This window comes from Olleya sp. ITB9 (genome assembly GCF_001315805.1).
GTDB classification, from domain to species: domain Bacteria; phylum Bacteroidota; class Bacteroidia; order Flavobacteriales; family Flavobacteriaceae; genus Olleya; species Olleya sediminilitoris.
Window position 1 is genome coordinate 18,605 of sequence record NZ_BCBW01000004.1, and the last position, 13,051, is coordinate 31,655.

General features: G+C 30.2%; 13 protein-coding genes and 1 other RNA gene. 9 read left to right on the forward strand and 5 right to left on the reverse strand.

Going from position 1 to position 13,051, the window contains the following annotated elements:
* Position 1 precedes the first annotated feature (1 nt).
* The 5 genes from ITB9_RS00810 to ITB9_RS00830 all read left to right on the forward strand — a co-directional run bounded on the left by ITB9_RS00810 (position 2) and on the right by ITB9_RS00830 (position 3,036).
* Positions 2–418: a response regulator gene (locus tag ITB9_RS00810; protein WP_028290421.1), complete on the forward strand. Its 417-nt coding sequence runs from the start codon at positions 2–4 to the stop codon at positions 416–418.
* 68 nt (positions 419–486) lie between these two features.
* Complete coding sequence (gene ytxJ, locus ITB9_RS00815; RefSeq protein ID WP_054850742.1) at positions 487–873, forward strand: bacillithiol system redox-active protein YtxJ; 387 nt, start codon at positions 487–489, stop codon at positions 871–873.
* 5 nt (positions 874–878) lie between these two features.
* The gene (locus tag ITB9_RS00820; protein ID WP_054850743.1) at positions 879–1,391 is read left to right on the forward strand and encodes a DUF3124 domain-containing protein; all 513 of its coding nucleotides are present in this window, start codon (positions 879–881) and stop codon (positions 1,389–1,391) included.
* 12 nt (positions 1,392–1,403) lie between these two features.
* Entirely contained in the window at positions 1,404–2,009 is a 606-nt protein-coding gene (locus ITB9_RS00825) for a MarC family protein (protein ID WP_028290424.1), read from the forward strand.
* Positions 2,010–2,064: 55 nt separating this feature from the next.
* Positions 2,065–3,036: a T9SS type A sorting domain-containing protein gene (locus ITB9_RS00830; protein WP_187294238.1), complete on the forward strand. Its 972-nt coding sequence runs from the start codon at positions 2,065–2,067 to the stop codon at positions 3,034–3,036.
* A gap of 52 nt (positions 3,037–3,088) precedes the next feature.
* On the opposite strand, the gene ITB9_RS00835 is transcribed toward ITB9_RS00830, so the two are convergent.
* Both ITB9_RS00835 and fahA read right to left on the reverse strand, forming a co-directional pair.
* Positions 3,089–4,270 (reverse strand): hypothetical protein, encoded by a 1,182-nt coding sequence (locus ITB9_RS00835; RefSeq protein WP_054850745.1) that lies wholly within the window; start codon positions 4,268–4,270, stop codon positions 3,089–3,091.
* Between the two features lie 118 nt (positions 4,271–4,388).
* Positions 4,389–5,681, reverse strand: a complete 1,293-nt coding sequence (fahA, locus tag ITB9_RS00840; RefSeq protein ID WP_028290427.1) for a fumarylacetoacetase — start codon at positions 5,679–5,681, stop codon at positions 4,389–4,391.
* Positions 5,682–5,825: 144 nt separating this feature from the next.
* Here fahA and glyA point away from each other — a divergent pair, with 144 nt between their 5' ends.
* Complete coding sequence (glyA, locus tag ITB9_RS00845) at positions 5,826–7,100, forward strand: serine hydroxymethyltransferase (RefSeq protein ID WP_054850746.1); 1,275 nt, start codon at positions 5,826–5,828, stop codon at positions 7,098–7,100.
* Positions 7,101–7,349: 249 nt separating this feature from the next.
* Here the strand turns inward: glyA and ITB9_RS00850 are convergent, their stop codons facing one another.
* From ITB9_RS00850 to ITB9_RS00860, 3 genes are all read right to left on the reverse strand, one after another.
* On the reverse strand, positions 7,350–8,903 hold the full coding sequence (locus tag ITB9_RS00850; RefSeq protein ID WP_054850747.1) for a hypothetical protein: 1,554 nt from the start codon (positions 8,901–8,903) through the stop codon (positions 7,350–7,352).
* A gap of 69 nt (positions 8,904–8,972) precedes the next feature.
* Positions 8,973–9,737, reverse strand: coding sequence for a hypothetical protein (locus ITB9_RS00855; protein WP_148638303.1), 765 nt, complete (start codon positions 9,735–9,737; stop codon positions 8,973–8,975).
* Positions 9,738–9,847: 110 nt separating this feature from the next.
* A complete protein-coding gene (locus ITB9_RS00860; protein ID WP_054850749.1) occupies positions 9,848–10,885 on the reverse strand; it encodes a glutaminyl-peptide cyclotransferase in 1,038 nt (345 codons plus the stop codon).
* An 88-nt stretch (positions 10,886–10,973) separates the two neighbouring features.
* Here ITB9_RS00860 and ffs point away from each other — a divergent pair.
* The 3 genes from ffs to fsa all read left to right on the forward strand — a co-directional run bounded on the left by ffs (position 10,974) and on the right by fsa (position 12,952).
* Positions 10,974–11,072: signal recognition particle sRNA small type (gene ffs, locus ITB9_RS15260), an RNA gene on the forward strand.
* 144 nt (positions 11,073–11,216) lie between these two features.
* The gene (locus ITB9_RS00865; RefSeq protein ID WP_054850750.1) at positions 11,217–12,017 is read left to right on the forward strand and encodes an SDR family oxidoreductase; all 801 of its coding nucleotides are present in this window, start codon (positions 11,217–11,219) and stop codon (positions 12,015–12,017) included.
* A gap of 281 nt (positions 12,018–12,298) precedes the next feature.
* A complete protein-coding gene (fsa, locus tag ITB9_RS00870) occupies positions 12,299–12,952 on the forward strand; it encodes a fructose-6-phosphate aldolase (protein ID WP_028290433.1) in 654 nt (217 codons plus the stop codon).
* The last annotated feature ends 99 nt before the right edge of the window (positions 12,953–13,051 follow it).

Consider the following 13,051-nt stretch of genomic DNA (forward strand, 5'->3'; position numbering starts at 1 on the left):
AATGAAAAGCGATTTAAATATTTGTATTGTTGATGATGACGAAATCTACAAATTTACTGTAGTTAAAATTTTAAAGTCTATAGGTTTTGATAAAAACATTATGGCATTTTCTGATGGTGATGAGGCATTTGATTTTATAACTAAAAACATTGAAAATGTTAAAGCATTACCAGACGTTATTTTATTAGATATTAATATGCCAATCATGGATGGATTTCAGTTTATGGATGAGTTTGTTAAAATCAATCCCAGAGTTGGAAAAAAAATAACTATATATATGGTGTCATCCTCAGTTGATGCTAAAGATGTAAAAAAAGCTGCAAGTATTTCCGAAATTTCCGACTACATAATTAAGCCAATCAAACGAGGAGAACTTCAAAATATATTAGAAGGTTTAAATAAGGAAATTAGGATATAGTTTATACGTTTTCCTGTAGTATCTTCGTTAAAAATTTGGTATAATTTAAACTAAAAAAAGAAATACAAATGGGGATTTTTAATAAATTATTTGGAAGCGACACTCAACCAAAAGAAAAAAAGGTTTTACCATGGATACCTTTAACCTCTGTTGAAGCATTAGATTCTATTGTTCAAAAATCAAAAACTAAAACTCAAGTTATATTTAAGCATTCTACAAGATGCGGTATAAGTAGTATGGTTATGAACCAGTTTATTGCAATGTATGACTTAGATATAAATATAGATTTATACTATTTAGATTTATTAAACTATAGAGAGGTGTCTAATGAGACGGGTTATAAATTTCAAGTCATGCACCAATCACCACAATTAATTGTTGTAAAAAATGGTATTGCTGTTGCACATGCAAGTCATGGTCAAATAAATGAAATAAATCTTAACCAATTTGATTAATTATAATGAAGCCAATATTGTTTTTTACTTTAATACTATTCTCTTTTTTTAGTTGTGAAACTGAAATAAACAATGATAGCGTGCCTTCCAACAACTGGAAAAATATGCAGTGGAATGCAAAGTTGTCAGATTCGTTATTAACAGGTTCAAGTTATCTGTCTGTATATTCGCAAATTTATAGTGTTACAGAGCATAAAAAGCATGATTTAACAGCAACTGTAAGTATAAGAAACATTAATACCTCTGATACTATTTTTATAAACAAGGCTGATTTTTATGATACTAAAGGTCAGTTGATTAAATCTTATTTTGCAAAGCCAATTTTTGTAAAGCCAATGCAAACTATAGAGATCGTTATAAATGAAACAGATAGTGAAGGTGGTACTGGAGCTAACTTTTTATTTGATTGGTCCATACCAAAACATGTAAATCCACCTTATTTTGAAGGTGTTATGATTACAACCTACGGACAGCAAGGTTTATCTTTTACTACTCAAGGTGTAACTTTAAAAAAATAGTGTTTATAATTTATGAAAGAAATTTTAACCTCTTTCCTGTTTTTATTTGCAGTCATAGATCCTTTAGGTTCTATACCTGTGTATTTAGAAGCAACTAAAAATTTTGATAAAAAATATAAAAAGCGAGTTGCTATAAGAGCTAGTTTTGTGGCTTTTTTAGTCTTATTGTTTTTTATAGTTATTGGTCAATTAATTCTAGAAGGTATGAATGTCACCTTAGATGCGTTTCAAATTTCTGGAGGAGTAATATTATTTTTATTTGCTTTAACAATGATTTTTGGAGAAGGTAAACCCGAAACTGAAAAACACGGGATCAAAGACTATAAACATGTAACTATTTTTCCTGTGGCAATCCCTTCCATAGCTTCACCAGGAGCTATAATGGCAGTGGTATTGTTAACCGATAATCATATATATACAATTCAACAACAATTGTTAACCACATTACTAGTCTTTTTAGTAGTTGGTTTAACAGGTCTTTTATTGTTAGCAGCTAATAAAGTTCAAGATAAGATAGGAGAGTACGGTATTACTGTAATAAGTAAAATTATGGGATTGATACTGGCATCTTACGCTGTGCAAAGTATTTTAAGTGGGTTGAAGGATTTTTTTGCATAAAAACATCAGGTAATTTTTTGTATTAATGTTTTTAATATATTTTTATCAAAAAAACATGACTAAAATTACTTTTTTTATTCTTTGCTTATTTTCTAATATTCAAATTTATAGCCAAACGACTAACATTCCAGATTCTAATTTCGAACAAGCTTTAATCAACGATGGTATTGATAGTGATGGAACTATTAATGGAGTTGTTTTAACCTCTGATATCGAGTCTTTGACTTTTTTAAATGTTAGAAATGAAAATATTTCTGATCTAACTGGAATTGAGGATTTTGTTGCTTTAACAAGTTTAAATGTTGGACAAAATAATTTAACAACATTAAATTTGTCTAATAATTTAAGTTTAGAAAGTTTGTTCTGTTTTACTAATAGTTTAACTAGTTTAGATATTAGTAATCATCCAAATCTAACACTTGTTAACTGTAGTGAAAATCAACTAAGCAGTATTGATATTAGTCAAAATCTATCACTTACTTCTTTTTTTTGTGCTTTAAACCAATTGACATCCTTAGATGTATCTGCCAACAATTTACTTGAAAGGCTATGGTGTTATGAAAATGATTTAACAAATTTAGATGTAAGAAATGGAGCTAATGGTCTTTTAGCAGGAACCACTACTGATCCATCAAATACTTATTCTAATTTTAGAGCGGAACTTAATCCAGCATTGACTTGTATTTATGTTGATAATGCATCAGATGCAAACAATCTAGTGAATGATTATCAAGATTGGCAAATAGATAACGCTTCTACATTTGTTGAAAATGAAGCAGAGTGTAACGTATTATCTTTGTCAAGTTTTAAAAGTATTTATTTCAAAGTATATCCAAATCCATTTACTAATGAACTTAAGATTAATACAAGTAATACAATAAAAAATAAAAAGTTATTTGATGCTTATGGAAAATTGATAAGTGAAAATTTTGAAATCAATTTTCAGGATTTAACTTCGGGTATTTATTTCTTAGAACTCAAAGATGAATTAGGAAATGTATCGACAAAAAAAATTATTAAAAAATAATAAAAAAACTCTCAAAGTAATTTGAGAGTTTTTTGTTTCAAAAATATATGTTTTAACTTCTAAAACGGTATCTTGATATGATATCTTTAAGTTTGTGTTTTAGGTCCTCACCAGTATCATAAACCATTTGTTCATTACTTGGAAAAAGCACTTGTTTGTTTCTTAATAATTGTAAGTCTTCAGTGTTTAAAGCTCTTTGATCTCCTTTTACGGTTCCAAAAGTGTTTTCAAAAACAAATTGACTATCAATATTAAAATTGTCTAATATTTGATTTTGTTTTAAATCAGTATACACAACTTTAGCAATAACTTGTGTAGATTTTAATTGGTTTATTTCAAAAAATCTAGCTTTTATATTAACAATTTTATCTTGCTTAATATCGTTGCCTAAACTGTCTTTTGCTACGTTTCCGTTAGCGTCTAAAACATATTCCCAACCATCAACTATGTTTTTTTGACGTAATAATTGTCTTTCAGTAACATGCTCTGGAGATATGTTTATACGTTGTAATTGCAAATCCATAGCATAATCATACTCTAAATTGTAATCAGCGTTAGCGTGATAAGTTGTCCAAAATTGATCAAGCCCATAAGTATCAAAATTTAATAAATCAGCCTCTAAACGTTGTGGTAAAATTTGACGTGTTTGATTTTGTATAGTAACTAAAACAAAATCAGTTCCTTTAAAATGTGCCTCATTCATTAATTCTCTAACATTTTTGTAGTTAGGATTAATAGCTTCAATAGACTGTAACAACTCATAAGCATCACGATTGTAAAACTTATCATTTGTTGTCATTAACTGTTTCGCTTGTGTGTATTTGTATTCTGATACTTTAGTTCTATAATTAATAATTTCATTACTATAATCATTAAAATCTAGTTTTAAATTTTGTCCACCAATCTGTAATGGTAAAACACGCTTAATAGCATTTTGACGACTATTTAAATCTAAATAAGTATTATATATGGTTTCATATAACTCTGGATTACCATCTTTAGTTAAATGGTTTAAGTTGGTGTGATCCTGTTCAACAACTTTATAAAACGCATCTTGAAGCATCATTACATAACTTTGTTTACGTTTTTTGTCTTTGTTGTTTTCTAGTTTTTTTAAAGCATTGCTTATTGCTAGATCATAATCACCAGAATGTAATTGTTTTTCAATTTGTTTTCTTCCAACGCAAGATGTTAGCACTAGAAGAAGTACTGTAATAAGTGTAAAATTTTTCATCTTTTTTGGATTTAATTGGTTTCTATGTTAATAGAAATCCAAATTGCGTGCCAAACCCAAAAAAGAAACCCTTAAATAATTAAATTTAAGGGTTAAGTGTTTGAAATATAGCGTGTTGTTATTTTGTTTTTTTAGGTTCAAAGACAGGTAATAACTTTGTTTTAACTTCTCCAAAACCAATTCTAGTACCATCTTTTTCACAGTAACCTCTCATAATAACAGTATCGTTATCGTTTATAAATTTACGTTCAGTTCCATCTTGCATTTTTACAGGTTTTTCACCTCTCCAAGATAATTCTAACATAGATCCATAACTATCAGGTGTTGGTCCAGATATGGTACCACTTCCCATCATGTCTCCAGAATTAACAGGACAACCATTAATAGTATGGTGTGCTAATTGTTGAGACATACTCCAATACATATGTTTAAAATTAGATCTTGTAACAACCGTTTCTTTAGCTTTTTCTGGTTGTATAGCAACTTCTAAATTAATATCATAATTCTTTTTAGCAGACTGTTGTAGGTATGGTAATTGCTTTTTTAAAGGCTTTGGGTTGTCTGCTTTAAATGGTTGTAACGCATCTAAGGTTACAATCCAAGGAGAAATTGAAGACGCAAAGTTTTTTGCTAAAAATGGTCCTAATGGTACATATTCCCATTTTTGTATATCACGTGCTGACCAGTCATTAAATAAAACTAGACCAAAAATATATTCTTCAGCTTCATTTACAGGTATTGGTTCTCCTAAATCGTTAGCATCAGTAGTAATAAAAGCCATTTCTAACTCAAAGTCTACTAACTTACTTGGACCAAAAACTGGTTCTGTTGCTCCAGCAGGTAAGGTTTGACCTTGTGGTCTGTGTACAGGTATTCCGGAAGGTATAATAGAGCTACTTCTACCATGATATCCAACAGGTATATGTAACCAGTTTGGTAATAATGCATTATCAGGATCTCTAAACATCGTACCTACATTGGTAGCATGCTCTATACTAGAGTAAAAATCTGTGTAATCACCAATTTGAACAGGTAATTGCATTTCAATTTCATCTAATCTAAATAATACAACTTCTTTGTTTTTTACATTATCTTTTAAAGATGTATTATCGGCATCAAATATTTCGGCAATTCTATTTCTTACTAAACGCCAAGTTTTACGACCATCTGCGATAAAATCGTTTAAGGTATCTTGTAAAAAAATATCATCTGTTAATGGGATTCCTTCAAAATAACCTAATTGGTGTAAAGCGCCTAAATCAATTGCAGTATCACCAATTCTTGTTCCTATGGTAATAATGTCATCTCTAGTTAAGAAAACACCAAAGGGAATATTCTGAATAGGGAAATCTGAATTTTTATCGACGTGTAACCACGATTTTCTATCTGGATTATTGGCTGATAATGGCATATATATAATTGTTGATTTGTTGTTTATAAATTATAAGTAAATATATGTTTTTTCAATTATTTAAAAGGGTTATTTCTTATTTTTGATAAATATTTAACGATAAAACTATTTTCGCTTAAAGCGGAAATTAAAAACAATACAATTATGCAACGCGACGAACAAATTTTTGAATTAATTCAAGCCGAAAAAGAACGCCAATTAGATGGTATAGAACTAATTGCATCAGAAAACTTTGTCAGTGACCAAGTCATGGAAGCTGCAGGATCTGTACTAACAAACAAGTATGCCGAAGGGTATCCAGGAAAGCGTTATTATGGTGGTTGTGAAGTGGTTGACGAGGTTGAGCAAATAGCTATTGACCGAGCAAAAACTTTGTTTGGTGCAGCATATGCAAACGTACAACCTCACTCTGGTAGTCAGGCCAATACAGCAGTGTATCATGCCTGTTTAAAACCAGGTGATAAAATATTAGGGTTTGACTTATCACATGGTGGTCATTTAACACATGGTTCTCCAGTAAATTTTTCTGGTAAATTATATAATCCAGTATTTTACGGAGTAGAGCAGGAAACTGGAGTTTTAAACTATGATAAAATACAAGAAATTGCAACTAAAGAAAAACCACAATTAATAATTGCTGGTGCCTCTGCTTATTCTAGAGATATAGATTTTAAACGTTTCAGAACCATAGCAGATAGTGTTGGAGCTATTTTATTAGCAGATATATCGCATCCTGCAGGATTAATAGCAAAAGGTATTTTAAACGATCCATTACCACATTGTCATATTGTAACAACAACAACACATAAAACATTACGTGGACCAAGAGGAGGAATGATATTAATGGGTAAAGATTTTGAAAACCCATTTGGAATCAAACTTAAAAACGGAAACCTACGTATGATGTCTTCTTTATTAGACTCTGGAGTATTTCCTGGTAATCAAGGTGGACCTTTAGAGCACATCATTGCAGCAAAAGCAATTGCTTTTGGAGAAGCGTTAACTGAGCCATTTATGCATTATATGCTACAAGTTAAGAAAAATGCAGCAGCTATGGCTGAAGCATTTGTAAAGCGCGATTACAAAATTATTTCTGGAGGTACAGATAACCATATGATGCTTATTGATTTACGTAACAAAGATATTACTGGTAAAGATGCAGAAAAAGCATTGGTAAAAGCAGATATTACAGTAAACAAAAACATGGTGCCTTTTGACGATAAATCGCCATTTGTAACGTCAGGAATTAGAGTAGGTACTGCTGCAATTACAACCAGAGGTTTAAAAGAAGACCAAATGGAGGTTATTGTTGATTTAATTGATGAAGTGATTAAAAATCATGACAATGAAGATAAATTAGACGAAATTGCTATTAAAGTAAATGCAATGATGAGTGATTTACCTTTATTTGTAGCCTAATTTAAAATTATATATTTCGCTTTCGCGGAAAAAAAGCCAGCTGAAAAGCTGGCTTTTTTTGTTTTATGGTTTTTACTTTAATGTAGTGATACAGTAACAAGTTTTCGATACACGTCTCCTGTGTCGACGCACTCGAACTGACGATATGTGTTTATTTAATTTAAGTGGTTTTAAATTGAATTAATAAAGAATATTCAAGTCACATTTAGTACTTTCTTATTTTTAAAGAGTTAAAGATGTTTTTTAGTCTTAAAAATCAGTGTGCTGATAAGCGCCTAAATCTGGACTTGCAGTTCTATCAATACCTAAAATATCATTAGGGACTTGTGTAGCAAAAGTAGTATTACCTTGACTATTTGCAGCAGAATCTTCACCAATCATTAAATCGTTTTCAAAAGCATCTCTAAAATCAGGATCGTCATTAAAAATCATGTTTTCGTAATGTGTAGTATCTTCAAAATCATAGTTTTCACTTGTAAAAAAGTTACTGCTATCCTGAAATTGTAACAAACAATTAGTAAACTTAAAGTTAAATACAATTGAAGCGTCTTCAATTTCATCTATTAACAACTCAGGATTGTCATTTCCATAAATAATACAATTGCTAAAATTAGCTTCAGTTAAATCAGAAACAAAAGCAGTATTGTCTTCATCAATAACAAAATTATTAATTAATAAGGCTGGAAATTGTCTAAAACTACTGTTCCAATAATTTGCTATAGTAGAGTGGCTCACATTATATTTTCCACCAAAAGTGGCACCAAAACTAGCTTGTCCAGCATTATTAAGAACTAAATTATCTGCTTTAATAGAGGTATTACGACCTAAAATACCAAACGTACTGATATTATAGATTTGAGAATTGGTAATGGTTAATTTATCTGTTACAGCATCAGCATTACCATCAGATAACACTCCAACTGTAGCATTTTTAATAGTAGCATGATTTATAGTGTTGTTTAAACTGCCATCAAATAGCCAAATAGTTCCCCATTGTCCAGGCACATCACTAAATAATGGTTCTAGTCTATCACCTTCAAAAATCACTTCGTTTTCTAAAAGGTCTTGGTCAGTACTTAAATCTCCATTGACATTTAAAGTAGCACCTTCTGAGACTAATAATCCAGAATTAGCATGAAAATGGACACGTGCTCCTGCATCAATAGTTAATGTTTCGCCTGTTGGTACAGCAGCATAACCATAAATTACGTAAGGTTTTTGGTTTGTAAATGTAAGTTCTTCTGGTAATAGTTCTCGTCCTTGTATTTCTGTTTCTACAGGTTGACCATCTATTGTAAGTGTTAGGGTTTCAACAACACCAGTTGTGTTGTTTTTATCAGGATAAATAAAATTAGCATCTTTAATTAAAGTCACTAAATCTACATCTTGAAGGTTAGCACCAGCATCAAAAATTATTTTGTCGGTATATAAAAATTGGTCGTCAGTAAGTGGAGTAGTGGTCGTATTAAAAGTCGTTTCGATAAAAATAAACAAGCTATCTTTTGCTAATAACTCTACATTATTAAAGCTTTTTCCGGCTTGACCATCAAGATTTAATCGGTAACCAGAGGTTTCGCCATTTTGTAGTTGTACATTAGGTATAGAGATATCTTCGTTACTATTATTGTACACTTTTAAGTTGTATGTACTTGAGCCAATATTTGCAAAAATAGTATCTAAATATATTGTGTCTTTAGAAAAACCTAGGTTTCCAGAACTAGCCTGAAACTCAAAATCCTTACGACAAGAACTGCAAAATAATATAAATCCTAAACAGCAGATAAAATATAGCGTACGCTTCATATAAATGTAATTGTAACTTTGGTTGACTAAAATATAACTTTTGAATTAATGATTTAGTATCAAAAGCCTTTAATTCTTATTAAGTTGTTCTTTTTTAAAGTCTGCTACAATTTTATTAAATACTTGACCTTTTTGTACAAAAATTTCTAGTAGTTCAAACTCTTTTTCCTTTTCTAGAAGATTACTGTTAAGTTCATTTTTAATAACAAATTCTAAAAACATTGGGATGTAGTCTTTTTCAATTGCTAAATCATTAACTAAAAAACTGCTATTAAATAGTTTTGATTGTTCAAAAAGCGTTTCTAAATCTTCATAGGTCATTTCAATAAAAGGAGGCGGAACATATTTATCTTTATTTTCAAACAGTTTAGCAATTAATCCAAAAACCTGAATGACGTCTATTCCACCAGCTACAGGTTGATCAGAATAGAGGTGAGGATTATTTTTTATATCCTCTAAAATTTGATTTTTTAATTTAGATTCTACTGTTTTAACATCTGCTAATTGCTCTTTATATGGTGTTATAAGTTTGACTTCGTCTAAATTATTGTAGATTTTTTTTAGCTCAATAACGACACTTTCGTGGAAATGAAAAGCTTTCAAAACTAATGTTTGTTCCTTATAAAATATCGAACTAAATTTTAAAGTATCACCTATTTTTCCTGCTATTGAAAATGTCCCGTTGGCATCTGAAGCAGTCATTTTTTTTGAAACAAGATTGGTGATTTTAATGTTTTCTATGGTAGCAATAGAGTCGTAAACAATTCCGTTTACTGTTTGAGCAGACACAAAATAGCCTGTCAATAAGATAAGTATTATTGTAAAAGTTTTCAATGTTTGGTTGGTTGATTAGCCTCAAATTTAGATTTATCATTTTATATGAAAAATTTAATTAAGAGACTTTAACAGCCAATTTATAAACTTTTAACTTTTAATATATTAGGTTAGTTTTCTAAAATTTTAACCTCAAATAATTTATCCCAACGCTTACCTGTTAAAAAGAAAGTTTCAGTTTCAGGATTGTAAGCAATACCATTTAAACAGTTTTCGTTAATAGAAAAATTAGGAATTTGTTTGGTTAGTATTGTACAGTCAATAACCGCTTCTACAGCACCATTTTTAGGGTTTATAATTGCAATTCCGTTTTTCTCCCAAATATTAGCGTATAATTTGTTGTTAGCAAATTCAATTTCGTTTAATCTACCAATTTTTCCTTTTGTAGTACATACTTGTATATGGTCTTCTTCAACTAAAGTTTCTGGATTTAATAACCATATTAAACTAGTACCATCACTTTTATAAAGCTTAGTTCCGTTGTTAGCAAATCCCCAACCTTCTTGACTTTGTCCATAATTAAAGCTGCTTTTTTTCTCTAAAGTGTTAGCATCGTAAGTAAACCCTTTACGACCTTGCCAAGTTAAATGGTAAACGGTATTGTTTAAAACTGTAATTCCTTCTCCAAAAAAGGCATCAGGTATAGCTGTTTCAGTAATAACGTCACCAGTTTTGTAATCTATTTTCCTAATCTTAGATTCGCCACGTTGTCCAGTACTTTCATATAATACACCATTATTAAACTCTAAACCTTGCGTAAAAGAAGTGTTGTCATGCGGAAAAGTATTTAAAATTTCTACTTTCAAAAATTTAGGAGCCACATCACTTAATAATGCTATAGTTTGATTAACTTCTGTCGTTTCTCCATTAAAATTTATGGTTGCTTTTAAATTATGTTCGCCTAATTTAAAGTCAGAAAGTTGTTGTTTAGTTTCAATTTTTTTTCCGTTTAACTGATATGTGACTGAAGAAACTTGGATGTTTTTAGGATTTTTTAGAGACAATTCTAGCGTTTTATCAATGCTAATTGTACCATTTTTAGCGTTAGTTGTTACTGAAAAGCTCTTTTTTTGAGCTTCAACGTCTTCACCACAAGAAAAAAGAGTAGTGGCTAAAAATATGATTGTAAGGTATTTAAATGCTTTCATTTTGTAAACTTATTTGTTAGCAAGTTATTTATTAAAATTCATTATAAAAAATGATTGCGAAAAAATAAAATGTGTGTATCTTTGCACTCGGCAAGTCCTACACAACCAGCTCCTGTTGAATCCTCCAGGTCGGGAACGAAGCAAAGGTAAATGGTCGTAGCGGTGTGATGTAGGTAGCTTGCCTTTTTTGATTATTCTAAATCCTTTTATTATTAAAAAGAGATTTACAAACATAAAATAAAGATTTGTTAGTTAATTCTAGCAAATCTTTTTTAGTTAAAGTCGTTTTGTGCTTTCAACTTTTATACTTTTAACTTTTAAAATTATTTACATGTCTAAAGTTGTATTAATTACAGGAGGTTCTTCAGGAATTGGAAAATCTATTGGAGAGTTTTTAACCGATAAAGGGTTTACCGTTTATGGTACCAGTCGTAATCCTTCAAACTATATCAATAGTAAGTTTAAGTTGGTTGCTTTGGATGTTAATGATACAGTTACTATTGCAACAGCTGTTAGTACAGTGATTAAAGCAGAAGGTAAACTGGATGTGTTGGTTAATAATGCTGGTGTAGGTATTAATGGTGCAATTGAAGAATTACCGCAAGAGCAAATCCAACATAATTTTAATACTAACTTTTTTGGACCAATAAATGTTATTAAAGCAGTATTACCACAGATGCGTAAACAACAATCAGGTCTAGTAATTAATATTACATCTATTGCTGGTTATATGGGATTACCATATCGTGGTATTTATAGTGCTAGTAAAGGTGCTTTGGAGATTGTAACGGAAGCATTACGTATGGAAACTAAGGATTTTGGTGTACAATTTACCAATATTGCTCCAGGCGATTTTGCTACCAATATTGCAGCTGGACGTTATCATGCTCCTGTTTTAAAAGATTCTCCATACACTAAGTACCCAAGCGTACTTAAAGATATTGATGATCATGTTGATAATAGTAGTTCTCCAATTGCTGTGGCTAAAAAAGTACATCAGGTTATTAATACTAAAAAACCGAAAATACATTATAAGGTTGGTGCACCAATGCAAAAATTTTCGATAGTATTAAAGTTTTTATTATCAGATAAAATGTACGAAAAGTTGCTTTTAAACCATTATAAGTTATAGGAAACTCCAAGTAATAAATTAAAGATTCCAAGTTCTTATATTAATACAATCAATTGAAATTATTTTTTTTCGTAAAAACGTTTGACTTTAATTAAAATGTTAATATCATTTGATATGATTATTTTAGATGCTAAAGTTAAATTGTAACTTTGCGTTGCGTTAAGGATGGAAGTGGCATCCTTTTTTTGCTGCCACAAATGGCAAAAAAAGATATAACGGACAGCCTGACCCTTGTGGTAACGCCCAAATAATTAAATATACACAACTTAAATATTTTTTAAATGAAATTTTTTATTGATACTGCCAATTTAGACCAGATTAAAGACGCTCAGGATATGGGTATTTTAGATGGTGTGACGACTAATCCATCTTTAATGGCTAAAGAAGGTATTACAGGTCACGATAATATTATGAAGCATTATGTTGACATTTGCAATATTGTAGATGGTGATGTTAGTGCAGAGGTTATCTCAACTGACTTTGAAGGGATGGTTAAAGAAGGTGAAGCGCTTGCTGAATTACACGATCAAATTGTGGTTAAATTACCAATGATTAAAGATGGTGTTAAGGCTTGTAAATACTTTAGTGATAAAGGTATTAAAACTAATGTAACGTTAGTGTTTTCTCCTGGTCAAGCATTATTAGCAGCTAAAGCTGGTGCAACTTATGTATCACCTTTTATTGGACGTTTGGACGATATCTCTACAGATGGTTTAAACTTAATTGCAGAAATCAGACATATTTTTGATAACTATGCTTTTGAAACTGAAATTTTAGCTGCATCTGTACGTCACACAATGCACGTTATTGATTGTGCTAAATTAGGTGCAGATGTTATGACTGGTCCTTTAAGCTCTATTGAAGGTTTATTAAGACACCCTTTAACAGATAGTGGTTTAGCTAAGTTTTTAGAAGATTACAAAAAAGGAAACTAAATATTATTAACAGTATTAGTCAGTCAATTGACAATTACTGTTTTAATATATATTATAAAAAATACATACTCTATTGTTAGTTAGTTTAGTTATTAGTTT